Source organism: Eubacterium ventriosum, from assembly GCF_025150745.1.
Classification (GTDB): domain Bacteria; phylum Bacillota; class Clostridia; order Lachnospirales; family Lachnospiraceae; genus Eubacterium_G; species Eubacterium_G ventriosum.
Genome location: NZ_CP102282.1, coordinates 1,188,666 through 1,215,523, shown reverse-complemented (window position 1 = coordinate 1,215,523; position 26,858 = coordinate 1,188,666). Strand labels below are relative to the sequence as shown.

Annotated in this window: 23 protein-coding genes, 1 riboswitch and 1 other annotated feature; of the genes, 2 read left to right on the top strand and 21 right to left on the bottom strand. The window is 35.4% G+C overall.

Annotated elements, in window-relative coordinates; genetic code table 11:
* Positions 1 to 219 precede the first annotated feature (219 nt).
* The 9 genes from metK to NQ558_RS05505 form a co-directional block, all read right to left on the bottom strand.
* Positions 220 to 1,407 (bottom strand): methionine adenosyltransferase, encoded by a 1,188-nt coding sequence (gene metK, locus NQ558_RS05545; RefSeq protein ID WP_005358835.1) that lies wholly within the window; start codon positions 1,405 to 1,407, stop codon positions 220 to 222.
* Between the two features lie 146 nt (positions 1,408 to 1,553).
* Positions 1,554 to 1,658: riboswitch (SAM riboswitch) on the bottom strand.
* A gap of 131 nt (positions 1,659 to 1,789) precedes the next feature.
* Complete coding sequence (locus NQ558_RS05540) at positions 1,790 to 2,761, bottom strand: fibronectin type III domain-containing protein (protein ID WP_005358839.1); 972 nt, start codon at positions 2,759 to 2,761, stop codon at positions 1,790 to 1,792.
* Between the two features lie 189 nt (positions 2,762 to 2,950).
* Positions 2,951 to 4,939 carry a 2-isopropylmalate synthase gene (locus NQ558_RS05535; protein WP_005358841.1) on the bottom strand — a complete coding sequence of 663 codons (1,989 nt, stop codon included), beginning with the start codon at positions 4,937 to 4,939 and terminating at the stop codon, positions 2,951 to 2,953.
* 146 nt (positions 4,940 to 5,085) lie between these two features.
* Positions 5,086 to 5,354, bottom strand: a binding site (T-box leader).
* A gap of 90 nt (positions 5,355 to 5,444) precedes the next feature.
* A complete protein-coding gene (locus NQ558_RS05530) occupies positions 5,445 to 6,737 on the bottom strand; it encodes a UDP-N-acetylglucosamine 1-carboxyvinyltransferase (protein ID WP_005358843.1) in 1,293 nt (430 codons plus the stop codon).
* Between the two features lie 227 nt (positions 6,738 to 6,964).
* Positions 6,965 to 7,612 (bottom strand): M23 family metallopeptidase, encoded by a 648-nt coding sequence (locus tag NQ558_RS05525; RefSeq protein WP_005358845.1) that lies wholly within the window; start codon positions 7,610 to 7,612, stop codon positions 6,965 to 6,967.
* Between the two features lie 86 nt (positions 7,613 to 7,698).
* Complete coding sequence (locus tag NQ558_RS05520; RefSeq protein ID WP_005358846.1) at positions 7,699 to 8,208, bottom strand: shikimate kinase; 510 nt, start codon at positions 8,206 to 8,208, stop codon at positions 7,699 to 7,701.
* A gap of 116 nt (positions 8,209 to 8,324) precedes the next feature.
* Positions 8,325 to 9,611: a DNA polymerase Y family protein gene (locus tag NQ558_RS05515; protein WP_005358849.1), complete on the bottom strand. Its 1,287-nt coding sequence runs from the start codon at positions 9,609 to 9,611 to the stop codon at positions 8,325 to 8,327.
* Positions 9,612 to 9,718: 107 nt separating this feature from the next.
* Positions 9,719 to 10,315: a flavin reductase family protein gene (locus NQ558_RS05510; RefSeq protein WP_040445838.1), complete on the bottom strand. Its 597-nt coding sequence runs from the start codon at positions 10,313 to 10,315 to the stop codon at positions 9,719 to 9,721.
* Positions 10,316 to 10,399: 84 nt separating this feature from the next.
* The gene (locus NQ558_RS05505) at positions 10,400 to 11,536 is read right to left on the bottom strand and encodes an NTF2-like N-terminal transpeptidase domain-containing protein (protein WP_005358861.1); all 1,137 of its coding nucleotides are present in this window, start codon (positions 11,534 to 11,536) and stop codon (positions 10,400 to 10,402) included.
* A 112-nt stretch (positions 11,537 to 11,648) separates the two neighbouring features.
* On the opposite strand from NQ558_RS05505, the gene NQ558_RS05500 reads away from it, so the two are divergent.
* A complete protein-coding gene (locus tag NQ558_RS05500; RefSeq protein WP_005358862.1) occupies positions 11,649 to 12,563 on the top strand; it encodes a sigma factor in 915 nt (304 codons plus the stop codon).
* Positions 12,564 to 12,672: 109 nt separating this feature from the next.
* Here NQ558_RS05500 and NQ558_RS05495 read toward each other — a convergent pair whose 3' ends face one another.
* The 6 genes from NQ558_RS05495 to NQ558_RS05470 form a co-directional block, all read right to left on the bottom strand.
* Positions 12,673 to 12,801 (bottom strand): hypothetical protein, encoded by a 129-nt coding sequence (locus NQ558_RS05495; protein ID WP_005358864.1) that lies wholly within the window; start codon positions 12,799 to 12,801, stop codon positions 12,673 to 12,675.
* Between the two features lie 15 nt (positions 12,802 to 12,816).
* Positions 12,817 to 14,301, bottom strand: a complete 1,485-nt coding sequence (malQ, locus tag NQ558_RS05490; protein WP_005358865.1) for a 4-alpha-glucanotransferase — start codon at positions 14,299 to 14,301, stop codon at positions 12,817 to 12,819.
* Positions 14,302 to 14,478: 177 nt separating this feature from the next.
* A complete protein-coding gene (sdaAA, locus tag NQ558_RS05485) occupies positions 14,479 to 15,342 on the bottom strand; it encodes an L-serine ammonia-lyase, iron-sulfur-dependent, subunit alpha (RefSeq protein ID WP_005358867.1) in 864 nt (287 codons plus the stop codon).
* An 18-nt stretch (positions 15,343 to 15,360) separates the two neighbouring features.
* Positions 15,361 to 16,020: an L-serine ammonia-lyase, iron-sulfur-dependent subunit beta gene (sdaAB, locus tag NQ558_RS05480; protein WP_005358869.1), complete on the bottom strand. Its 660-nt coding sequence runs from the start codon at positions 16,018 to 16,020 to the stop codon at positions 15,361 to 15,363.
* 335 nt (positions 16,021 to 16,355) lie between these two features.
* Positions 16,356 to 16,721: a hypothetical protein gene (locus tag NQ558_RS05475; RefSeq protein ID WP_005358875.1), complete on the bottom strand. Its 366-nt coding sequence runs from the start codon at positions 16,719 to 16,721 to the stop codon at positions 16,356 to 16,358.
* A 73-nt stretch (positions 16,722 to 16,794) separates the two neighbouring features.
* Positions 16,795 to 17,946 (bottom strand): serine/threonine-protein kinase, encoded by a 1,152-nt coding sequence (locus tag NQ558_RS05470; RefSeq protein ID WP_005358877.1) that lies wholly within the window; start codon positions 17,944 to 17,946, stop codon positions 16,795 to 16,797.
* Positions 17,947 to 18,049: 103 nt separating this feature from the next.
* Between NQ558_RS05470 and NQ558_RS05465 the strand changes: the two genes are divergently transcribed.
* Positions 18,050 to 18,511, top strand: coding sequence for a helix-turn-helix domain-containing protein (locus NQ558_RS05465; RefSeq protein WP_005358879.1), 462 nt, complete (start codon positions 18,050 to 18,052; stop codon positions 18,509 to 18,511).
* Positions 18,512 to 18,674: 163 nt separating this feature from the next.
* Here the strand turns inward: NQ558_RS05465 and NQ558_RS05460 are convergent, their stop codons facing one another.
* The 6 genes from NQ558_RS05460 to NQ558_RS05435 form a co-directional block, all read right to left on the bottom strand.
* The gene (locus NQ558_RS05460) at positions 18,675 to 20,420 is read right to left on the bottom strand and encodes an ammonium transporter (protein ID WP_156774941.1); all 1,746 of its coding nucleotides are present in this window, start codon (positions 20,418 to 20,420) and stop codon (positions 18,675 to 18,677) included.
* Positions 20,421 to 20,933: 513 nt separating this feature from the next.
* Positions 20,934 to 21,872 (bottom strand): transketolase family protein, encoded by a 939-nt coding sequence (locus tag NQ558_RS05455; protein WP_005358881.1) that lies wholly within the window; start codon positions 21,870 to 21,872, stop codon positions 20,934 to 20,936.
* The gene (locus NQ558_RS05450; RefSeq protein WP_005358882.1) at positions 21,860 to 22,696 is read right to left on the bottom strand and encodes a transketolase; all 837 of its coding nucleotides are present in this window, start codon (positions 22,694 to 22,696) and stop codon (positions 21,860 to 21,862) included. The genes NQ558_RS05455 and NQ558_RS05450 overlap by 13 nt, the downstream gene beginning before the upstream one ends.
* Positions 22,697 to 22,715: 19 nt before the next feature.
* Positions 22,716 to 25,880, bottom strand: coding sequence for a hypothetical protein (locus NQ558_RS05445; RefSeq protein WP_005358883.1), 3,165 nt, complete (start codon positions 25,878 to 25,880; stop codon positions 22,716 to 22,718).
* Between the two features lie 26 nt (positions 25,881 to 25,906).
* Positions 25,907 to 26,503, bottom strand: a complete 597-nt coding sequence (recR, locus tag NQ558_RS05440; RefSeq protein ID WP_040445842.1) for a recombination mediator RecR — start codon at positions 26,501 to 26,503, stop codon at positions 25,907 to 25,909.
* 15 nt (positions 26,504 to 26,518) lie between these two features.
* On the bottom strand, positions 26,519 to 26,857 hold the full coding sequence (locus tag NQ558_RS05435) for a YbaB/EbfC family nucleoid-associated protein (RefSeq protein ID WP_005358891.1): 339 nt from the start codon (positions 26,855 to 26,857) through the stop codon (positions 26,519 to 26,521).
* Between the last annotated feature and the right edge of the window lies 1 nt (position 26,858).

Below are 26,858 nucleotides of genomic sequence, written 5' to 3'. Positions count from 1 at the left end.
GACTGCCTTTACATTAAGGTAATCCAAGCTGTTTTACACGCTATAATATTCTGTAGCTTACCGGATTGCTACGTGCTTCGCACTCACACAATCCTTCCCGTACATTCGCATATCACTCAGCTTCGCTTCGCTTTTTTGCTCATGTTCGGGGCGCGTCTCAAAGTCTTTTCTGCACCTTTGTGCAAGCACAGGTGCAGTAAGACTTTTCTACGCTGTAAGCTACATATATTTTTTTAACATTTCTACTTTGTCTGTCTTTTCCCAAGGTACATCGATGTCGTTTCTTCCAAAGTGGCCATAAGCTGCTGTCTGCTTGTAGATTGGTCTTCTAAGGTCTAACATTTTGATGATTCCTGCAGGTCTAAGGTCAAAGTTTTCACGAATGATTTCTACTAATTTTTCATCGCTAAGTTTTCCTGTTCCAAATGTGTCTACCATTACTGATGTTGGATGTGCAACACCGATTGCGTATGATAACTGGATTTCACACTTGTCAGCTAAACCGGCTGCTACTATATTCTTTGCAACATATCTTGCTGCATAAGCTGCTGAACGGTCAACCTTTGTACAGTCTTTTCCTGAGAAAGCTCCACCGCCGTGACGGGCATATCCACCATAAGTATCAACAATAATCTTACGTCCTGTAAGACCGCTGTCTCCGTGAGGTCCTCCGATTACAAAACGTCCTGTTGGGTTAACGAAGAACTTAGTATTTTCGTCAATCATATCCTGTGGCAATACAGTGTCAAATACATACTTCTTAATATCTTCATGAATCTGTTCCTGTGATACTTCAGGATCATGCTGTGTTGAAAGAACAACAGCATCAAGTCTTGCAGGCTTGCCATTTTCATCATATTCTACTGTTACCTGGCTCTTTCCATCTGGTCTTAAATATTTTAATGTACCATTCTTTCTAACTTCTGTAAGCTTTCTTGCAAGCTTATGAGCCAATGAAATAGGGTAAGGCATATATTCTTCTGTTTCGTTAGTTGCATAACCAAACATCATACCCTGATCGCCTGCACCTATAGCATCGATTTCTTCATCTGTCATTTTATTTTCTTTTGCTTCTAATGCCTTATCAACACCTAAAGCAATATCTGCTGACTGTTCATCAAGAGCTGTAATAACACCGCATGTATCGCAGTCAAAACCATATTTAGCTCTGTCATAACCAATCTCTCTAATTGTTTCCCTTACAACTTTCTGAATATCAACATATCCCTTTGTTGTAATTTCACCCATTACAAGTACAAGACCTGTTGTAATAGCTGTTTCACAAGCTACACGGCTCATTGGATCCTGTCTCATAAGTTCATCTAAAATCGCATCTGAAATCTGATCACAGATTTTATCCGGATGTCCTTCTGTTACTGATTCTGAAGTAAATAATCTCTTCTCCATTTTTTCTCCTCTCTGAAAATAAGCTTTTGTTTCTGCAACTTACGAATCAATTGCATTCGTAAGTACTATAAGTAAATTATTGTTAACTACAAGCAAAAATTAAGTCCACTGTTTTACAGCGGACTTGAAATCAAGGTATTCAAATCCTCTTATTGATCAATATTGCATTGCTCCGGTGGGCACCTTCCATCATAATCGGGGGTTGCCGTGGCATCACAGATCCTTGTATCTCCGCCAACTCTTAATAAGAGAAATATTATTTTTCTTGACAGTTATAACATTAAACAATATATATGTCAATAGATAATATTTTCTGATAGTAAAAGAACCACACCTTCCGGCGTGGTTCCTTACGTAATAAAACAAAATTCATAAAAACAGTTTATTTCTTAGTTTTAACTGACTTTTTAACCCATTTACTATAAATAGCATTTCCTGCATAGTTAGTCTTTGTAGCTCTAACTCTTACATAGTACTTTTTACCTTTCTTAAGGTTCTTAATTGTGTATGTAGTCTTCTTTGCAGTTTTTACTGTGCTCTTCTTAAAGTTCTTCTTTAATGAATATTCAACTTCATATTTCTTAATGCCTTTTACTTTCTTGAACTTTAATGTAACTGTAGCTTTCTTAGCATTCTTCTTAACTTTGTTAGCCTTTAAAGATTTAATCTTTGTAGCTTTTACTGTGTTAAGTTTCTTAATTGTAGCCTTAACTGAAGCTTCTGTAACACCAGCCTTAGTTGTAGCAAACATATTAACCTTTCCTGTTAAAGGAATGCTAAATGTTGCTGCATTTGGATTTGAAGCATCCTTAGCTCCGTTAGTGCTTACAATAGCATTAGGGAACTGTACTGTTATGCTTGTCTGAATATCTTCTTCCTTAAGTTCAACTCCCATTTCCTTGTATGCAGCAAAAATGTCCACATCTTCTGCATCTAATAATTTCATTATGTCACCGTTCATATAGAATGTATCTGTAGTAACATATGTATCAAATCCCTCTACACCAAATTCTTTCTGTAAATCACCCTTTTTAATATTCTGTGAATAGTCAATTACATAATAATCTTTTCCATTCTCAGTAACAGTTTTTACATCTATACCTTCATCTTTTAATTTTGGTAGCATTAATGTAATCAAAGCTGTTACTTCAGCTTCTGATACAGTCTGTCCCTGTGACTTCATCATCTGAATGTAGGCCTGAATAGCTGCCTGTTTGTCAACTTTAATATTTGTAGTCATCTTAGCACTTCCATCGCTGTTAATAACTACTGTTGACTTCTGTGTGACACACCCTGTTAATGCTAATGCTAAAACAAGCATAATAGCTACTACCTTAGTTTTAATTGTTTTCATCTTTTTATCCTCCTTAAATTGAAAAAATGGTGTCCGTTTTATTACCCTGACACCATTTTATCACATTTAATATATAATTACATTAAAATTCAAAATATTCTTTAAAATATTTTTATACGATAATACATCGCTCTCAATACACTTTAAACACCGATATACGATGGTATATCATCAATAACATTACACCGATTATTTTTCTTCATTACGGAATTGAACAGGTGTCATTCCATATTTCTTTTTAAATAATCTTGTAAAATGTTCCACATTTTGATATCCAACCTTTTCAGCAATAGATTCAACTGTCATATTGCCACCCTTTAATAAAGTTCTTGCTTTCTTCATACGAACATTCTTAACTAATTCACCGAAAGTTTTTCCGGATTTTTCCTTTATATATTTTGACAAATAAGGCTTTGAAAGATGGAACTGTTCTTCTAACTCATCTAATGTTACTGTAAGATAATTAGTATTAATATAATTCAAAATCTCAGTTAATCTTTCATCCTGAAACTTTTTTTCACCTGATGCTGCAACCAATTGGTTAACAGCAACTGTAAGTGCATAAATAGATGACTTTATTATATCTTCATCTATACCAACACCCCAATACATCTTACCATTACAGCTTATTCCCACATAAGAAACAGCCTTAGATGATGAACCTCTTGATAATGAATGCTCTTCGTATACTGATAATTCATAACTAATATCAAAATACTGTTTAAATGCATTACTTACCGCATCAAGTCTACCATTACCTGTACTCTTAACAACTCTTGTTCCTTCATTCTGTGCAATTGTTACTTCTGCAACAATTCCATTCCTCTGAACATAATGTGTTTCAGGAACACTAAATACGCTATTATCATTAATATATTTATCTTCAAAAATCTGATAAACCCAAGCAGGTGATAATTCCTTATGTTCCTTATCTGAAACATCTTTAACTGAATATCCAACTTCTTCTCTCATCTTTTCAGGTAAGGATAAACCATAGCTCTGTTTTAAGATATAGCTTACGCCACCTTTTCCTGACTGGCTATTAATTCTGATAACGTCAGAATCATATGTTCTTCCTACATCTACAGGATCAATTGGTAAATATGGAACTGTCCATGTTTCGTCTTTGCTTTCTGCTCTGCAAGCCATTCCCTTTGAAATAGCATCCTGATGTGAACCTGAAAATGCTGTAAATACCAAATCGCCTGCATATGGCTGACGTGGTCCAACTTTCATTCTTGTAACACGTTCATACATTTCACAGATTTCCGGCATGTTGCTAAAATCAAGATGTGGATCAACACCGTGTGAAATCATGTTCATAGCCAAAGTAACTATATCAACATTACCTGTTCTTTCACCATTTCCAAATAAAGTACCTTCAATTCTGTCTGCTCCTGCCAAAACACTTAATTCTGCAGTTGCAACACCACAACCTCTGTCATTGTGAGGATGAACTGAAATAGTTACCGCATCACGATATTTTAAATTCTTATGCATATATTCAATCTGAGTTGCAAAAACATGTGGCATGGCATTTTCAACTGTTGCAGGTAAGTTAATAATAACCTTGTTATCCTGTGTTGGTTTCCAAACGTCAAGCACTGCATTACAAACTTCCAATGCATAATCCATTTCTGTGCCTGAAAAACTTTCAGGGCTATATTCAAATGAAAAGTTTCCTTCTACTTCATTAGCAAGCTTCTGTAATAATTCTGCTCCGTCAACAGCAATCTTCTTTATTTCATCTTTACTCTTTTTAAATACCTGTTCACGCTGTGCCACGGATGTTGAGTTATATAAGTGAATAACTGCGTGCTTTGCACCTTTTACTGCTTCAAAAGTTCTCTTAATAATATGTTCTCTTGCCTGTGTTAAAACCTGAACAGTAACATCATCGGGAATCATGTCACGTTCAATTAGGGCTCTCATAAAATTATATTCTGTTTCTGATGCTGCAGGGAAACCTACTTCAATCTCTTTAAAGCCAATCTTAACTAACATCTGGAAAAACTCTAATTTTTCATCTAAACTCATTGGCTCTATAAGTGCCTGGTTTCCGTCTCTTAAGTCTACACTACACCAAATAGGTGCTTTATCTATATATTCTTTCTTAACCCAATCATATGTTGGTGTAGGTGGCATAAAATACTGTCTTTTATACTTTCCAAAATTCATCTTAAAATCTCCTTTTCAATCAATTAAATAATATATTTTTAGTTTCCTTATGTCAAGATTTGGTAGGTTCTTAATATACTAAATAGTTCGCTTGCTAACTTTCTCGCCAGTCAGAACGAAAAAACCCTGCACTTCCAATTAGGAAATGCAGGGACGTATTCTCTACCTACGCGGTACCACTCTGCTTCATGTTATACATGCTCTCTAAGGATGCCTTTGACATCCGCTCCCTTTAACGGTGGAATCCGTCCAAGCCTACTCTTGAAATAATAAGATTACTTCGTCCGTCTTACTATCCAAACCATTCAGCCGGCAGCTCCAAGGTGAGTTCATTGCATCGCTTCTGCTGTCTTACACCTGCCGACAGCTCTCTGTTAACCACTTAACAACTACTATTCCTTTTCAAAGCCTTTTTATTTTTAGGATGGTCTAATATTAACATACGCAAATTTGTTTGTATAGTGACAATTTTAATCAGTTTTATTGATTTTTTTTAATCAAGTAATCATCCAACCTTTAATTTAAACTTGCGCTCTTCTTTTTCAGAATCTACTTTTGCAATAATTGCTCCAAGACCTGAAAGCTTCTCTTCGAATCTTTCGTAACCTCTCTGGATATAAACAATGTCATCTACTACTGTAAATCCGTTAGCTGCCATGCCTGCAATAACAAGTGCTGCTCCTGCTCTAAGGTCTGGTGCTGCAACCTGCGCCCCTGCAAGACTTCCAACACCTGTAATAAATGCTGTATTGCCTTCTACCTTCATTATTGCACCCATACGTGTCAATTCATCTACATATTTAAATCTGTTTTCAAAAATACTTTCTGTTACTGTACTGCTACCGTTGGCCATTGTAAGAACAACTGCCATCTGTGGTTGCATATCTGTAGGAAATCCCGGATAAGGCAAAGTCTTAATCTTTGCACTTCTAATGAAATCTCCTGCCTTAACGCGTACTGCGTCATCATATTCTATAACTGTGCATCCCATTTCAATAAGCTTAGCTGAAATACACTCTAAATGTTTAGGAATAACATTCTTAATCAAAACTTCCCCACCTGTAGCTGCTGCAGCACACATAAATGTACCTGCCTCAATCTGGTCAGGAATAGTTGAATATACTGTTCCGTGAAGTTCACGAACACCTTCAATTCTAATCTTGTCAGTTCCGGCACCTCTTACATTAGCTCCCATACTGTTAAGCATATTGGCAATATCTACTACATGAGGTTCCTTAGCCGCATTCTCAATTACTGTCTTTCCTTCTGCCCTAACTGCTGCAAGCATAACATTAATTGTTGCTCCAACAGAAGATGTGTCAAAAAAGATATGGTTTCCAACTAAACGTTCCGCCTGAGCATTAACCATACCATGATCAGTAATAACATCTGCTCCCAAAGCTCTAAATCCCTTAAGATGCAAGTCAATAGGTCTGCTACCGATTGCGCATCCACCCGGAAGAGCAACCTCTGCCTTGTTAAACTTGCCCAAAAGAGCACCAAGCAGATAATATGAAGCTCTAATCTTTCTCATTTGCTCATATTCTACTACATGTGTTCTAATTGTTTTTCCGTTAATTGTTACTGTATGTCTATCTATTCTATTAACTGTTGCTCCAATGTTTGCAATAGCATCTATCAACTGATTAATATCACTAACATCAGGCAAATTCTCTATTGTCACGTCTTCATCTGTCATTATTGCTGCAGCAAGTAATCCTAATGCAGCATTCTTTGCTCCGCCTATTTCAACTTCGCCATTAAGTGCTACTCCACCTTTTATTACAAAACGTTCCATTCTTTACTCCCGGTATATATGTATATTTTATATCAAACAGGGATTGGTCACAATTAAGCCCTCTCCCACCAATAATTATCTTTGTATATCTACACAATTATAGCACAATATCTATCTTTGTAAACATAATAAAAGCACAATATATATAAATTTCAGCGATTTTTTTGGTCAATTTTTATAAATTGTGCTTTACTATATTATTACATTATGATAATTTTCAAAATGTGTTACCTGTTACTAACATACTCAATAGGATTAACCCTTTTTCCATCCTTTACAACTTCAAAGTGAAGATGTGGTCCAGTGCTAAACCCTGTGGAACCGCTAAGTGCTATGACCTGACTTTGTTCAACTTTTTCTCCCTTTGAAACTTTCACTTCCGAAAGGTGGGCATATCTGGTTTTGAACCCGTTATTATGATTAATCAAAATATTATAACCATAACTTTCACTAAAATAAGCCAATTCAACCACGCCCTCTGCTGCCGCTCTCACCTTTGTGCCTGTATTAACAGCCCAATCGTGTCCATTATGACTTGCAGTTCTTGAAATTGTATCTCCAAAACCTGATGTGGTAATTCCACCCTTTACCGGTTTTTTCAAAACGAAATTATTAACATTTATATTTTTCTTGTTAATAACTTTTGTTTTGCTATTAACATTTATATTTTCTATGTTAATGGCTTTATGATTTTCTTTTAATGTTAGAACCTTTGCTGTACTCTCTTTCACCCGGTAGTCATTATTTTTTGCAATAAATCCATATGCATATATTTCAACTGCCAATTGGTAAAAAGTCAAAATCATAATCATAGTCACCATAAATACTGCTATGCAGACGAAAGCGCTTTTATGTGATTTTTTATTAATAAACATTATTTTATCCCCCTAAAAATAAATGTTCTATTCTTTTAGCTAATATCCGTATGTATTTTTTGTTTTAGCAAATTATATAATTTGTTCTAAAATCCCCTCTGACGTAATTTTGTTACAACCTTATCAACTGTTTTTTCAACAGAACAATGATTTTCGCTAATAACAATATCAGCATATTTTTCATATAAAGGACCTCTTTCATCATAAAGGTCCTTTAATGTCTGTCCTTCTTTTAAAACCACCCCACGCTGCTTAAGATTTCCTAATCTTCTCTCTAAAGAGTATAGGTCTAATTTTAAATAAACTATTGTTGCTATTTCTGATAAATGTTCCATTGCCTCTGTGCAGTAAACAACGCTTCCTCCTGTGGAAATTACTGCCTTCTCAGGATTCAATGACTTGTTCACGTCATTTTCTACCTGAACAAAACCCTCTGTTCCACGCTCAGCTATGATTTCTTTCAAAAGTTTGCCGTACTGCTCCTGAATTACAAGGTCAGCATCTATAAACTGATATCCCAGTATTTTTGCAATTATTACTCCTATTGTGCTTTTTCCTACTCCCGGCATACCTATTAATACAATGTTTTTTTTCATTTCAGTCTCCTTTTGTTGGCAAAATTGCTACCATCTTCCATTGCCAAATTGTTTGTTTTTTCTGTTTGTATCTTTTATTTTATAATCTTACTTAAATTTTTTGCTTTTGTTTTTTGTTATTCTTCATAGTATTTTTTGTTTTTCATGTCTACTGTTTGCTCAGCTAACAGGCTTGCTCTTTTTATTTTGTCCTCGCCGTATTTGTTTTTGATGGCATCTAGTGCCTTGTCCAGTTTTTTCATTTTTTCTCTGGATATGTTGGTTGTGGCGTTTTGTTGTTTTTTTGTAGTTTGCGCCATTATGTCCATTATGGACATTTGTTCTAATGCTCCCTGTTCTTCTAAGTTGGCGGTTCGTATTCCAAGCAGGCGCACGCTTTTGTTTCCGTCTTTTTCCCAAAGTTCTCTAAAAAGTTCTTTTGAGAGCTGGTATATTTCTGTGCCTGAGTCTGTGCATCTATCAAGTGTTGTCTGCCTTGATGCTTTTATGAAGTCGTTATATTTCACTTCTACAGCTACTGTTTTTGCCATTTGTTTTCCTTTTCGAAGTCTACCAGCTACTTTTTCTGACAGTTGAAGTAGGATTTTTTCTATTTCTTCCATATTATCAAGGTCATATGGCAATGTGATGGAGTTGCCCACTCCTTTTAGTTCTTCACGCTTGGTATTTACCACGCTTTTATCTATTCCATTGGCGTATTCCCAAAGTATTTTTCCATGCTTTTTCAGATGCGCCTCCAAAATATATTCAGGGCTTGTTGCCAGTTGGCCAATATTGTATATTCCAAGTTTGTGTAACGTGTTTACACTTGATTTACCTGCCATATAGAGTTCTTCAACAGGTAATTGCCACATTTTTTCTTTTATTTCTCTTCTATATAATGTATGAACTTTGTCAGGCTTAGTAAAATCTGATGCCATTTTTGCCAAAACTTTCACATCGGATATTCCTACGTTTACGGTGAAGCCAAGTTTCTCTTTTACTGTGTCTTTTATTTTGTACGCACATGCTAATGGCGATGGATACTCGTTTTGTATTCCCGAAAAATCCATATAGCACTCATCCACGCTTACCTGCTCAATGTCAGGTGTAAATGTTCTAAGCAAATTCATTAGTTTATGGCTTTGTTCATTGTAATAACCGTGCTCCGGCGGAACAATCAGTATGTTAGGGCACTTTTGCAACGCATTGGCTATAGGCTCACCTGTAACTATTCCAAACTTTTTTGCGGAGATGGATTTTGCCAAAACTATTCCGTGTCGCTTTTCCCTGTCACCGCCTATGATGGCAGGAATATTTCGTATGTCGATTTTCTTTTCATCTTTTGTTGCTTCTTTAAGCAACTTTACTGCTGTCCAACTTAAATAAGCTGAATTTACATCAATATGAAATATTATTCCCATATATTGCCATCCTTAAACAGTTATTTTGATTAAATTATTTTTCATTCTTGCTTGGCAAATTAATTTCTCTTTATCTGTCAAACTAATCTTTAGACATTTTTGAATATTTATTTGTTTTTTCTGTATCTCTTTTTTGCTGCTTTTTTCTTAATTACAGAATATCCAAACTTGCCTATTTTTTTACCAAGACCATAATACCAGCCGTGAGAATATACAATCGGCTTTGCCTTTTCAAAACTAAATGTTCCATTTTCGTCCATATATTTTTTGTCCGCGTGTACGCAAAGTACTTTCGCCACAAACATATCGTGACTGCCACATGGAACAACATCTGTTACCTGGCATTCAATGTTTACAGGACTTTCCTTAATCAAAGGTGCCTTAACATATTTTGCAGGTTCTTTTGTTAATGATGCATTCTTAAACTTGTCCTCATCCTTACCTGACTTTACTCCACAATAATCTGTGGCATATGCCAATTCTTCTGTTGTCAGATTGATTACAAATTCCCCTGTTTCTTTTATCATATGATGTGAGTATCTTGAAGGTCTTACTGAAACGTAAACCATTGCCGGGTCTGAGCATACCGTTCCTGTCCACGCAACTGTCAACACATTATCATTTCCCTCATCATCTGCCACAGTAACCAAAACAGATGGAAGGGGATATAACATATTTCCCGGTCTCCAAATTTCTTTTGACATAGTTTCCTCCATTATTTCCTTGAATCATTTTTTATTTTGTCTTTAATTTTTTTGTTTAAATTTTTATTTGATTTTTCCTTCAAATTATTTTCTTTTTTGTTTTTCACTTAATTTAACATTCTTAATCTTAAGATTTCCATTGTCTATGCTGTACGTAATCTTCAATGTTGCCTTACAACTTCCTGAATATTTATACACATAACTTGTATATGTTGCAATGTCAGTTGTACATGTGTAGTCATAGTTGTATGTAGATGTTACCTGAAAATCTTTACTTTTACTGTGGTATTTTATTGTACTATTCAAATCCTTAATTTTAAAATCAGATACCTTGTACTTGTCTATGTTCTTCTTATCCGACCAATAAAGACCTGACATTGTTTCTTCTACTGTTTTTGATACGGATTTTTGAAGCTTTTTGTCATCTATAAATGCCATAAGTTTTTTATCGCTTTTGCTTCTGTTTCTTGCGGCACTATAATATTTATTCATAAAATCCGTAACGCTGTTTGTTATTTTTGAAGTGTACCGGTCATTTGCTGTGTACCAACTCTTTGTCAAATCCACTTCCATATCTTTTTTTATAACATTTGCAAGTGTATTTTTTGCACAATATTCATTCTCACATGTTATTTTATAATTTCCATTTAAAATAGCCTTAAAATTATATATTTGAATATTATTTTCTGTTGTAATATTTGCGTCTTTATCTGTAATTTCAATTCCTGCAATTGTAAGCTTGTCTCCCTGTGGAATCTTTATTGTAAGATTTTTAACTAGCATTTTTTCAATATCTACCTTGTAGTCAGGCTTTAACTTAGGCAGATGCATCTTCTTATTTAAATAAATATTCATATTCTGAGAGCTATCCGTATCATCATCTGTGCATTCAATTGTTACCACATATTGTCCGTCTTCTTTTCTAGGATCGTTAATCTTGTAAGAATCTATTGTCATTGATTCTTTTGTTTTCTGCATTATTTCCTTGTATCTGTCCTTGCTAATATAGTAGCCGTCTTTCTTGTCCAAAAGATTGTACATTGTGTCATAATCCTGTTGCATAAAAGCTCTAAAATATGTAACCGCCTGCTCCGTCGGATTGGAAACGTGTTTAACGTAGGCTGCAAAAGCTCCTATTCCCATACACACTGCAATAAAAAACAGTATGCTTATAAGTCCGAAAATTCTACTTTTATATATTTTTTTTAATATTTGTTCCATTTTAATCCCCTAATTATTCTGCTATAATTTTTACTATATTAAATGTTACCCATTATCCTTGATTTTTGCAAGGCTTTTATGTATCATTTATTTATTATAGACGAGGTGTAAAATGGATAAAAAATTATTATTTAATGAAGCTCTTACTTCATTGGTAGACTTTGCTGCTGCCAATGCTAACCATGTAACAATGGATGATGTAAAATTATATTTTAAAGATTTAATTGATGATGATAGCCAGTATCAGTTTATTTACGACTATCTTGCCCTTAATAAAGTTGAGGTTGAGGGATTTACTCCACCAGCCAATAATCCTTTGGCTGATGACGCTCCTGAAACTTCGGCCGATAAAACTATTTCTGAAACTGTTTCTGTTTCTAACCATGTTGAATCAGAAGAAGAATTATCTTTTATTAAGATGTATATGGAAGAAATGGAAGCCCTTCCTAATCTTTCAAAAGATGAAGAGGCTGATTTAATTGACAAGCTTTTAGCCGGTGATACTTCCGTTTCATCTAAGATTGTTGAAGCTAATCTTTCTTTAGTTGCAAAAATTGCTGAAAGTCATCGTGGAAAAGGCGTTAACTTTGGAGACTTAATTCAAGAGGGTAATGTTGGTTTAATGCTTGCAGTTTCTGATTACACAGAATCTGTTGGCGATTTTCATTCATTTATTTCAGGTAGAATTGAAGATGCAATTAATAATACTGTTAATGTTCAGATTAACTCAGACAGAATTGGGCAGCATCTTGCTGACAAACTTAACAGACTTGACGAAGTTACTAAGAATTTAAGTGAGAAACTTGGTCGTGTACCTGAATTAGACGAACTTGCCAAAGCCATGAACATTTCAAAAGATGAAGCTTCTATATTGCTAAAGACTTCTCTTGATACATTGTCAGTTAACGAAGACACACAGATTACTGACGGTTCTGAGGCTAATGGTACTTCTGATGGAATATCAACTGAAGAAGCATTTGCAAGACCTGAAAAAGATCCGTTGGAGTGGAGAGTTAATAAGAAATAAAGGATGTAATTCCAATAATAAAAGCAAGAATACTAGGTTCCGCTTCTGCCATAAGCTAAATGCTACTTGTATTCTTGCTTTTTTATACATTTCATTAGTTTTTAACCATTTACTTTTCTGCCCATTTCCGCATTTTATCCCAAGGATCTTTTGTTCCTAACGCCAAAATCCATTCGGTAATAACATAGTAACATAAATAAATTGGAAAAATTAAAATTTTCTTTAATGTAATCTTCATACTGTACTTCCATTTTTACCTTCTATACACATTTGTATATTTTCTAATCTTATCTGCTACTTTGTCTGTCAACTTATCCTTCGTAACACGCCATTTCCAGTTATCACCTAAGGTTGATGGTGTGTTTATTCTTGCTTCATTTCCAAGTCCTAAGTAGTCCTGAAGTGGAATGATACATAAGTCTGCCACTGATGAATGAGCAAGTCTTATTATTTCATCTACCATTTCCTGACCAACAGGTATGTCTCTACCTATGTAATCTTTTATGTATCCTAATGTGTAATCATTTACATGTTTCAACCAACCTAATAAAGTTTCGTTGTCATGTGTTCCTGTATATACAACACAATTATTGTAGTAAGTAAAAGGAAGGTATTCGCAAGGTTCATAAGAATCTCTTGCATCAAAAGCAAATTCTAATACTTTCATATTCGGAAAATTGCTGTCTTTTACAAGCTGTCGTACGCTATCTGTTATATAACCTAAATCCTCTGCAATAATGCTAATCTCTCCAAGCTTCTCTTTTACGACATCAAACAAATCCATTCCCGGACCTTTTTCCCATTTACCGATTACAGCATTCTTTGAACCGGCAGGAATTGCATAATATTCATCAAAGCCTCTGAAATGATCTATTCTTATTACATCATAAAGCTTTGTGCTATTTTCAATTCTCTTAATCCACCATGTATAACCTGTCTGCTTATGATAATCCCACTTGTAAACAGGATTTCCCCAAAGCTGTCCATCTTCAGAAAAAGCATCCGGTGGGCAACCTGCAACAGATATAGGCTTAACCTCTTCATCCATTTGGAATAATTCAGGATTTGCCCATACATCCGCACTGTCATAGGCAACATAAATTGGAATATCTCCAATAATTTTTATTCCCTTATCATTTGCATATTCCTTTAATTTAAACCATTGCTCATAAAACTTAAACTGAATAAATTTATAGAAAAGAATTTCATCCTTAAACTTTTCCCTATATCTTTCCATTGCTTCTGGCTTTCTTACTCTAATTTCATCTTCCCACAATTCAAAGCTTTCCCCATTATGCTCTGCCTTTATAGCCATAAACATGGCATAATCTTCAATCCAAAATCCGTTCTCTTCTACAAACTTCTTAAAACCTTCATCCTCTGGATTACTTCTCTTGTAAGCCTTTTTTAGAAGATTAAATCTGCCGTTATATAATTTTTCATAATCAATATATTCATTATTCTCACCAAAATCAACAGAATTACATTCTTCCTCTGTAAGTAATTCCTCTTCTATTAATTTTTCCAAACTAATAAAATAAGGATTTCCCGCAAAAGTAGAAAATGACTGATATGGTGAATCTCCGTAGCTTGTTGGCCCTATAGGCAATATCTGCCAGTATTTTTGATTTGCTTTTTTCAAAACATCCACAAAATCATATGCTTCTTTTGAAAAACATCCTATTCCATATTTTCCCGGTAAACTTGAAACAGGTAATAAAATTCCACTAGCTCTCATTGTCCCTCCTTAATAGTTCTAAGCTATTTCTGCCTGGGCAGTTATGTCCAATATAATACCACTTACCGCCTTATAATGCTACTTTTCAAAAAATTTTGTATATAATTTTATAATAAAAATCAATGTACATTTATCAATTAATTTACATAATTATTACTTGTTTAATTATTTATGATACTATTTTTCCAAATATTTATTGGCTGATTCTGTTACTGCAAGTCCACCTGTTCCTGTTTCTTTTAAACATGCCGGCATGCTATTTCCAATACGACGCATACTGTCAATTACATCATCAGGTGTAATTGCACTTTCTATACCCGCCATAGCCAGTTGAGCAGATGTTACTGCATTAACAGCACCATATGAGTTTCTCTTAATACATGGAACTTCTACTAATCCCTTTACCGGATCACAAGTAAGCCCTAACATGTTTTTAAGTGAAAGTGCTGCTGCATTTACAATCTGTTTAACTGTTCCTTTCTGGAGAAAAGCTAAAGCTCCGGCTGCCATTGCACTTGCTGAACCTATTTCAGCCTGACAGCCTCCTGCAGCTCCCGCAATAAAAGCATTCTCTGCTATAACTTTGCCAATTCCGGCAGCAACGTACATTGCCTTAACCATTTCATCATCACTTAAATTATATTCTTCCTGATAACTAATAAGTACCGCAGGCAAAACTCCACAGGCACCGGCCGTAGGTGCCGCAACAATTCTTCGCATACAGGCATTTGACTCGCCCATCTTAATTGCTTTTTCCATAACATTTCCAATAAATTTTCCGCAAATATTTTTGTTAGCTACATTATATCTGTGAATTTTTTCTCCATCTCCACCGGCTCTTTTGCTGGCTGACTTTAAATTTCCATTATAATTTTTGTCAGCCTCTTTCATTGCCAAATACATATTTAACATTTTTTCGTAGGACTGCTCTTTAGTCCTTCCGTTTTCTTCCATATCAGACTGTTCAATAACCTGCCACAATTCTAATTTATTTTCATTAACTAAATCTTCTAACTCTTTTAATGTATGATAATAAAACATAAACTCTCCGTCCTTAATTTATATTCCTGCAAAATAAGTTACCTTTAGTATTCCTTCAACGTGCTTCAACCATTCGATTCCTTCCTTTGGAATCTGCTGGTCGCATTCAACTACCATAACCGCATTGCCACCTTTTGCCGACCTGTATAGCTGCATAGTCGCAATGTTTACCGACTTGTAGGCAAGCATGGAAGTAACCTCCGACACGTGCCCCGGCTGATCCATATTATGAACAATAAGGGTAGGACATTCTCCTGAAAAATTAGTATCAATACCATCAATTTGGGCAATATTTATTCTTGATCCACCTATAGATTGCCCCAAAACTTCTATTTTGTTGCCATTGATTCCTTCTAATCTTAACAACACTGAATTAGGATGACCTTCATTAAGCTTTGCCTCACCAAACTCAATTTTCATATCTTTCTCCTTGGCTATATTGAAGCTGTCGGAAATACGGTAATCATCCGGCTCCATGCCAAGCAAACCTGCAACTATAGCCTTCTTAGTTCCGTGGCCTTCACCTGTAGCAAGGAAAGAACCATACAATAAAATCTTGGCTTTCTTAACCGGCTCCCCTAACAACTTGCCCCCAATATATCCTATTCTTACGGCACCTGCCGTATGGGAACTTGAAGGGCCAACCATAATCGGGCCTACAATATCAAAAATATCCATATTATGCCTCCTTTTTTAGTACATTTTTTGATTCGCGTGGGGAATTTTTTTGGTGGCAAACACGTTACTTTTATCATTTTGCTCCGCCGCCTATTGTAAGACAAAAAACAAAACTCGCCTACGGCTCAAACAGTTGTTTTTTGCCTTACGCTATGCTCGCAAAATTTCAAAAAGTTGCCTATTGTTTGCCACCAAAAAAATTCTCCACGCTACATAAAATGAACAATAAAAAAGAACTTATCCATATAACGAGAGGTATTCCCCTTTTTACATTGGTATAAGTTCTTTTAATTTAATCCGTTGTCCTCGGATTTGTTTTAAAATAGCAGTTTTTATTAGTTTTCTTCTATCTGTTTTGGCTTTTTTATCATTGAGATAAGTGCTAATACTGCACAGATTGCACACCAAGCTGCCCAGATTATAAGGTCTGTGTAGCTTCCAGCCATTGTGAATCCCATGATTGCGCCCAATCCAAATAATACGATTACTGCGATATTTCCGCCTTTGCCTTTTGAATTACGTGTGGCTATTGATACAATTCCACCTGCCAATAACATAATTGCAACAATGATTCCTGCGCTTCCGCCAACTTCTCCATTGTCCTCTATACTGTTGCTTATGCCTGCTGCACATGACTGAAATGTTACAAATACAAACATAATTATTGACAGTATTCCTGATACCAGTTTCCAAGTCTTCATAATATAATACCTCCTTCTTCTTACATTATTCTACACTTTTCCACTTTTGTTTTGTTATGCTGGCGGCATACTTTTATTTTAAAGTTATAATTGACAAAATTATTAAAATAGCCAACCATATTACCAATGCTATCCCTATTCTGTTTAAATATTCAAAAAATTTGTACTTAAATTTTCTTTTTCTTATTCTATAAACAACATCCCCTATGTTTGTCAAATATATATATGGAATAATCCAACACATTTCGCTTAAAATAACACATAGCCATTTATAGCCTTTTTTGACATTTATTACGCTTGTTCCTATTTCAATGTATGTTGCAAAAACAGATACATACATTATTATTGCAATTATCTTGTGCAAAATATTATTTTTCCTAAATCCCGGAACGGTTCTGATTATCCCCCTAAAGCTTAATTCTTCTAATTCATCCGGTTCTAAAATATCCTGATTGTAGAGTTTAATATATTTCAATTTTTTTTCAATTTCTTCAATTGACTTATATCTTTTTTCGGGAGCTATCTCAGTACATTTCCTGCTCATTTTCACAAGTCTTTCAACTATCTTGTGCTCTTCTAATGTAAGACTGGTACCGGTGTACACAATTTCTTCCCCCGAGACCTCCCTAACGGTTTTAGCATAAGGCTTGACCATATCGCCAATAAGCACGCCCAAGGAATAAATGTCGCTTCGCTTGTCTGTCTGGGCAAAACCAAACTGCTCAGGTGATGCATAGCCCGCCGTTCCAAGAAATTCTGTGTCACTATCGGCTTCTTCTTTTCTAATTCTTGCAATATCAAAATCAATGATTGTAATATGATTGTGTCTGTCCACAATTATATTTTTCGGTTGCAAATCTCTGTGTACAATATTTTTGTTGTGGACTTCTTTTAAGCCGTTGCAAATCTGCCTTACGTAATCAACAATTACTTCTACTGGAATATTTTTCTGCAAAACATCACATAATCTTTTTCCATTAACAAACTCTTCAACAGCCACACATTTGTCTTCATGTAAAAAACAATCCATTACATCAACAATGTTGCTATTATCCAAATCTTTCAGCCTGTCGTACACATCCAAACCGTGTTTGTCCATTACCTTAAACACCACTATTTCATTAGTATCTGTATTTCTTGACAAAATAGTCTTGCACTTTTGCGTGTCCGCCAAAACTGCCAGTTGTTCGTATTTTTCAAAATAATAATTTTCCTTAAAGTCCATTTTCTATAATATTCCCTTATGTAAAAGTCTGTTAATTTAACAGTATTACGTATATAATATCATTATTCGACACATTTTTTAATATGGGGAAAGGATATTTATAATGAATTCAAATAATTTTTCAAATTTTAATAATGACAAATCACAAAAAACTACAGACCAGCTTCTTAAAATTTTACAAAACTCTAATGACATAAATTCTTATTTAACCGACAATGATTCAAACATTAGTAACATAAGTTTTCATGAATATCTAACTCAACTTTTAGATGAAAAAGGTCTGACAAAAGCTCAGGTAATCACTGATTCAAACATCCAAAAAAACTACGGCTACCAAATCTTTGATGGTTCAAAAACACCATCCCGCGACAAAGTTATTGCCCTTGCACTTGCAATGCAGCTGACTTTGGATGAAACCAACCGCCTGCTTCACCTTTCAAACAATGGCATACTTTATCCGAAAATCAAAAGAGACAGCATTATTATATTTGGTCTTGAAAATAATCAAAAAATCATCGATTTAAATATTACACTGGATGATTTCGGGGAAGCACCACTGGGGTAAATTCTAAAAGGAGCCGGTGGTTTCCCACCGGCCCTTTTAATGAGATTAAGTAAAATATATATTTAAGAACAGAGTTCCAAAATATCGTTGTTATCTAATAGTTATGTAAACTCAAATTCTATCTGTATTTCCAACTACATTCATAGCTGTTATCAATTATCTGTTATTTTCTTTCATTCTTGTAAGCTAATGCTTCTACACCAACTTCTCCTGTACGAACTCTCATAACATCTTCTACATTTGTCACGAAAATCTTACCATCGCCATAGTGTTCTGTATTAAGTGCTTTTCTTGCAGCAGCTACTACAAGTCCCGGATCAACTGTTGATACCACGATGTCAACCTGTACCTTTCTGTAAAGGTTCATTGTTGTTGATACACCTCTGTATCTACCTGTCTTTCCTTTTTCAGCACCACAACCCATTACCTGAGAAACTGTCATACCCATTACTCCGATGGCGTTCATTGTGTCACGAAGAACTCCAAATCGTTCTTCAGGACAGATAATAGATACTTTTGTATATCTGCCTTCTGCTCTTTCTCCAAGTGTAAGTGCTACTGGTTTCACATCTGATAAATCAACTGAGCCTTCGCTCTCACCTGCATATGATGGTGCTGCCGGAAGGAAGTCTGCATATGCTGATGCAAGACCATGTTCTGAAATATCCATACCAATAATTTCTTCTTCTGCTGTTGTTCTAAGTCCTATTGTATGCTTAATTAACTGGAACACTATTGTCATCATTACTGCTGCATAAACATCAATTGCAACAATACCTAAAATCTGGATTCCTAAAAGTTTTGCTCCACCACCGTAGAACAAACCTGCGTATGTTGAACCATCTGCGAAAGCCTGTACTGTATCGCCTCTGCCTGTTGCAAATAAACCAACAGCGATTGTTCCCCAAACACCGTTTGCCCAGTGAACACCAACGGCACCAACAGGGTCATCAATGTGGAACTTCTTATCAAGTACTTCAACCACTACATCAACCAAGATACCTGATACAGCACCAATTATTAATGCACCAATTGTATCAACTGAAGCACAACCTGCTGTGATACCTACCAAACCTGCAAGTGAAGCGTTCAAACACATACCAACATCAGGTTTTCCATCTTTAATCCAAGTAAATAACATACAAACTACTGTGGCTGTTGCAGGAGCGATTGTTGTATTCATAAAGATTGATGCTAAGCTATCTACGTTAGTAGCTGCTGCACCGTTGAATCCATACCATCCAAACCAAAGTATGAAACAACCAAGTGCTCCAAGTGTTATTGAGTGACCTGCAATGGCATTTGATCTTATTGAGCCATTAGATCTCTTTGTATACTTACCAATTCGTGGTCCAACAATTATTGCTCCAACTAAAGCTGCCATACCACCAACTGAGTGGATTACTGCTGAACCTGCGAAATCAACGAAATGTAACTGCTGTAACCAACCGTTGCCTCCTAAGTTCCATACCCAGCCGGCTTCAATTGGATATACAATCAAGCTTATTGCTCCTGAGTAAATACAGTAAGCACTGAACTTTGTTCTTTCTGCCATAGCTCCTGAAACGATTGTTGCAGCTGTGGCACAAAATACTAACTGAAATACGAACTGTGACCAGTTAAAACTGTTATAGTTTGTGAAGATATCAAGATTTGGAACACCTATAATTCCCATTACATAATCTTCTGACATCATCAAACCAAAACCTAAAATGATGTACATTAATGTACCAATACAAAAGTCCATCAGGTTCTTCATAATAATGTTGCCTGCATTCTTTGCTCTTGTAAATCCTGTTTCAACCATTGCGAAACCAGCCTGCATAAAGAATACTAAACCGGCACCAATTAAGAACCAAATTGCGAAGCTACTGTTTGTAGCTTCCTGTAAAATTTCCTGTGCGTTCATAGTTCCTTCCTCCATTCTTTTCCATTGTCCTATTATTTTACTTAAGAAAGCATTGTAAATATTGTCCCTTCATAAATCACTCCAACTTTGTTGTCATAATTCTATGAACTTAACTTTATTTACTTAAAAGGGGATTGCTTTCTTCATTGAAAAACTTATCTTTTGTCTGATTTAATTTCTTAAATCCTTTGGCTAATCCGTTAGCTCCTACTTAACTTTTTAACCTAAAACAAAAGAAAAAGAGAGCAAGACTTTTTACGTCTGCTCCCTTGCATTTCGTTTAACAATGGCTAGTATAACATCATTTTTTAAAAAAGCAACTGTGATTTTGACATAACTTAAATAATTAGTTTTCTCATTAATAATTTAAAACCGGTTATTAAAATTATTAATTTTAAACTTTTAAAAATTAACCCTACGCTAATTTTCCATTTCAGTTATTAATCAATTTGGTGAATTTTCTGCCCAAAACTCACTTGTTTTTAAAATATGTTATCTTTTAAGAATTTAAAACTATGCCATGATTTTTTTAATTTTATTGTAAATTCCTTCTGCGTCAAGACCAAATTCTTTTAATAATTCCACTGCAGGACCTGAATGTCCATATACATCTTCAACACCAATCTTTGAAACGCTAACAGGATATTTAGCACTTAAGCAATCACATACTGCACTACCTAAACCACCAATAATTGAATGTTCTTCAACTGTAATAACCTTGCCTGTTTTCTTAGCTGATTCAACAATAATGTCTTCATCTAAAGGCTTAATTGTGTGAATGTTAATTACTTCTGCATTAATTCCGTCTGCTTCAAGATTCTTAGCTGCTTCTAAAGATGCTGCTACCATAAGACCTGTTGCTACAATAGTAACGTCTGTTCCTTCTTTTAATTTAACACCCTTACCGATTTCAAATTTGTAATCTTCACTGTTGATGATAGGTGTAGCAAGACGACCAAATCTTAAATAAACAGGTCCTTCCATTTCGTAAGCTGCCTTTACAGCCTGCTTGGCTTCAATATCATCACAAGGGTTAATAATTGTCATTCCTGGGATTGTACGCATTAATGCAATATCTTCATTACACTGATGAGTTGCACCGTCTTCACCTACTGAAATACCTGCATGAGTTGCACCAATCTTTACATTAAGATGTGGGTAACCTACTGTATTTCTTAACTGATCAAATGCACGTCCTGCTGCAAACATAGCAAATGTGCTTGCAAAAGGAACTTTTCCACATGTTGACATACCTGCTGCAATACCTACCATGTTACATTCAGCTATACCACAATCAATAAATCTTTCAGGGAAAGCTGCTTTAAACTTTCCTGTCTTTGTTGCTGCTGCAAGGTCTGCATCTAAAACAACAAGATTGTCATGTTCTTTTCCTAATTCAACTAAAGCGTCTCCATAGCTGTCTCTTGTTGCGATTTTCTTTACTTCTGACATAATGCTTCACCTGCTTTCTCTAATTCTTCCATAGCGATATTGTACTGTTCTTCGTTTGGAGCTGAACCATGCCATGAAACCTGATTCTCCATAAATGAAACTCCCTTACCTTTTACAGTATTCATAATAATAGCTGTAGGCATACCTTTAGTTTCTCTTGCTTCTTTTAAAGCACTTCTAATTTCATCAAAATCATGTCCATTTATTTTAATTACATGGAAATTAAATGCTTCAAACTTCTTGTCAAATGGGTATGGTGAACATACTTCATCAATTGCACCATCAATCTGAAGGTTGTTGTTATCAACGATAACTACAAGATTGTCTAACTTTCTGAATCCGGCAAACATTGAAGCTTCCCAAACCTGACCTTCTTCACTTTCACCGTCGCCTACCATTGTATATACTCTGTAATCGGCATTGTCCATCTTTCCTGCCATAGCCATACCAACTGCTGTTGAGATTCCCTGTCCTAATGAACCTGAAGACATATCGATTCCCGGTATTTTCTTCATATCAGGGTGTCCCTGAAGGTATGATGTAGGTTTTCTTAATGTTTTGATATCTTCTCTTGGAAAATATCCTTTTTCTGCCAATACACTATAAAGTGCAGGTGCAACATGACCTTTTGATAATACAAATCTGTCTCTGTTAGAATCTTTTGCCTTTTCAGGTGATACATTCATCTCTTCAAAATACAAAAATGTTAACATATCTGCTGCTGAAAGAGATCCACCCGGATGACCTGATTTTGCATTGTAAACACCTGTTACAATGTCTTTACGTACCTGGTTTGCAATTTTTGCAAGTTGTAAATTTTCCATTTTTACATCCTTTCCTGTGTTAAAAAATAAAGTCTGATTCTATTAATATATATAATCCATCATCATTTTTATTTGATGAGAATAAACCTGATAATTTTCTGCCAAGTTTATGAGAATTAGCAATGGCTGTATCTACAAGTTTCTCAACATCAGCTCTTCCGATTCCCTTGTGTTCACCAAAGTAATCATCGATAGCCTTGTAAAAGGCAAGACTTGCCAGTTCTTCCATTACATATCCCTTGTCCTTAGCATATCTTTTTCCGTATTCAACCCATTCCTTTATATCGTACTGTTTAATACGGATAACGTGGTTAAATACCTTTGATAAGCGCGGTGAGTCCTTAAGCATTTTTTCCATTGGCTCAGTTTCACCTTCAAGTATTATAAGCATATCGTCAGTAAACATTCCTGAAACGTCCACAACTTCACTTAAAATCATTGCACCAAGCTTTTCTGCATTCTCAACAATCAAATCACTTCCAAGTAATTTGTTAAGTGAATTTCTAAATCCTCTCTTGTTAAGTGCTGTAGCATCAATCTTAGCCAATCTTCTGTTACGTCTGCCACGTTTCTTATTTACTAATTTTATGATTTCAACTGCTAATGATGTTTTTCCTGTTTTTTCTTCGCCAAGAATAACCACATTACCATCTGTTGATTTACCGTTAGGTGTATAACCTGCAATAAGTTCCTTAACTACTTCCTGAATATTGTCTTCCAAACCTTCTACATTAAAGAAGTTCTTAAATACACTTAATTCTTCCTCTGTAGCTACTAATTCCGGTTCAGGAATTTCTTCATTGTTCTTATTCAATATTCTGTTAAGTAACTCACCTTCACTTGTGCGCTCAGGAGTGCCTTCTTCTGCTTCCTCCTTTGCTACCTCTAATTGCTCTTCTTCCTCTTCAAGTTTTTCCTCATACTCAGGTTGCTCCCAGTCTGTCCCTGAAATCACCTCAACCTTGGCACTTAAGTCCTTAGTTGAATGTATATCTAAATTAATTGAATTATCCTGTGCCGGTTCTTCCTGTACAGCTTCTTCATTTTCAGTACTTTCTGATTTTTCAGCATCTACACTCTCTGCATTTTCGTTTTCTGTGCTTTCTTCTGCATTTTTAGTATCTTCACCCAAATCCTGCTCAGGAATACCTGTTTCTAAATCTATTTCAGGTGCATCAATATTAGGAAGTTCCTCATCTACTACAACCTCACCTGTATTATTACCTGTTTCAATGTCGGCTTTAGGTATAGTAAATATTGCTGTTTTGCCTAAATCTTCTGCTGTTTCAGAAGCTTCTTTCTGAACATTTTCAGCTACTTCCTGTTCAGACGGAATTTCTTCCGGCTGAGCCTCTTCTGCTACCTGAATTTCTTCTATATCAGGTATGCTTTCTGCTATCTTCTCAATATCAACCTCAGGTTCTTCTTCCTGACTTTCTATTACTTCCAATTCAGATGCATCCTGATTCTCTGTGGTTTCAACTTCTTCTTTTTCAGGTTCTTCCGGCAAATCCTCTACTTCATCAGGTATTTCTTCCAAATCAGGAATCTCAACCTGGGATGCCTTATTTTCTTCATTATCTGAAGTATTGTCTTCAACTGAAGTCTGCTCTTTTTCCTCATTATCTGAAGTATTGTCTTCAACTGAAGTCTGCTCTTTTTCCAAAGGCTTATCTACTTCAACATTATCCTCCTGCCATCTGTCAAGAGTACTAACGTCTTTTTCATCAGGCTTTTCTTCTTTAGATTCTTTCTTAGTCTCTCTTACATTCTCAATAATGCTTACGGCACTATTAACAGTTTCTGCTTTAAGAATCCCTCTTGCCTGCAACTGATGAAGTATATCTTCTACATCATCAACATTTAATATGTCTTCTTTCTCTTCATCTGATTTCATAACCATATCCATATCTTCATCAAATTCCATATCAACCGTTTCTGTTGTATCTTCACCTAAGTCATCTATAACCGGTTCTTCAACTTTAGACACATCATCCGGGTTAATCAATTTGAAATCTTCATCTTCTTCAAGTGGAACGTTTGCATTAACCGGTGCTTCTACCTTTTTATCTTCCTTTAAAGGATTTTCTGTCTTTTTAGGTTTAACACTAAAAGGTCTAAGCTTCAATCTTTTCTTCTCTTTTTCAGTCTTAGCTACAACATCTTCCTTCTCAGCTTCAGCTTTATCACTTGAATCTGATTCCAGCTCATTAAGATCATCACTAATTCCCGGAATTTTTATTTCTTCAACTTCCTGCGGATGAGTCATGCTGTTAACATCAATTGTTGCACCTTCTATATCATCATAAGGCTTGATTTCTTCCACTACAGATTCATTAATTTCCGGAAAATCAAAAGATTCTGTATCTGCCGCTTCTTTTCCAACAACTTTTATCTTATCTATATTTTTCTCTGTGCCTGTAACTTCTTCTATTGTTTTAGATTCCGCCTTACGTTCGTTGGCTTTTTTTACAGCTTCATCTATTCTTGACTTAATAGATGTTTTTTCCATTATTTTATCCATAAGTTCCTGAGTTGAAGCTTTCTTTTCTTCCTGCTCTTTAGACTTATTTTCTGATTTTTTATTGTAGTTGTCCTGCTGTGTGGATGTTAAAGATTCATATTTTTTCTTTAAATCCATTGCCTTAACAACGTATTTTCCTTCCGCAAACCATAAGCTTATTTCGTCGCACATATTGACACATTTCTCGCCCTCGCCTGCAATATCATATAATTTTGCAAGTTCATAAGCCCACTTTTCTTCCATGTCAATGTTAACGTAATCTTCAAGAATCTTTATTAATTCTTCCACCGGCTTCTTCTTAGCTTTTGCCATTTTATATTTTAAAATAAATCTTGCCGAATCTCTTGGTGCCATTTCAATAAAGTCCTGATAAAATTCGTTTGCCTCATCAAGTTCTTTTAATTTTATGGAAATAAGGCATAATCTATATGCTAACTGTCTTCCTGTGTTAGTATTCTCATATGCCATAAGCAATATTTTCTTAGCCTGCTCATTATCGCCTGTTAATTCATAGGCGTCGGCAATAAGACTTAACAGATTGTTGTCACGGATTTTTTTGATATCCAATGAATCTGCCACGTCAACTGCCTTTTCAAAATCGTGAGCGTGCATAGCTGTTTTTAACTCTTCTATTTTTAAGTTGTACTCGCTTTTATCCATTTGACTTCCTCATTCCTTTGTCAATTCTAAACTGTAACTCTTCCCTGAAGAGCCCTAAGCAAAGTAACGTTGTCCACATATTCTAAGTCCCCACCTACGGGAACACCACTTGCTATTCTTGTAACTTTTATTCCGAGTGGCTTTATGACCTTTGTAATGTACATAGCTGTAGCCTCGCCCTCCACGCTTGAATTAGTTGCAATAATTACTTCATTAACATCGTCCTTCAAACGCTCAAACAATTCCTTAAGTTTAATGTCATTCTGGCCAATACCCGCCATGGGATTAATTGCTCCGTGAAGAATGTGATAAACGCCCTTGTATTCACCTATTTTCTCATATGCAGCCATATCCTTTGTTGTTTCCACTACCATAATGGTCTTGTGGTCCCTTTCCTTACTACTACATATTGGGCAAATATCCTGGTCTGTAAGTGTGTAACAACACTTACAATATCTTACATTCTTCTTTGCGTCTATCATAGAATTTGCCAGACTTTCAACCTGTTCTTTGGGCATATCCAAAATATGAAAAGCAAGTCTCCCTGCTGTTTTAGGTCCTATTCCCGGCAACCCTGATAATTCTTCGATTAGTTTTGTTATATAACCACTGTAGTAATCCACTGTGCTTACCTCTTTCTAGAAAAGTCCACCTAACCCGCCTGTTATCTTCGACATCTTCTGTGTTGACATTTCATCCATCTTACGGATAGCTTCGTTAACTGCCGCCATAACAAGATCTTCTAACATTTCTATATCATCAGGATCTACTACTTCAGGATCTAATTTAATCTTTGTTATTTCTTTTGTGCCTGAAATAGTCACTTCAACAGCTCCACCACCTGATGTTGCTGTATATTCTGAACTTTCTAATTCTGCCTGTGCCTGCTCCATCTGCTTCTGCATCTTCTGAGCCTGTTTCATTATATTATTCATATTTCCAGGCATTCCTCCCGGAAATCCTCCTCGCTTTGCCATT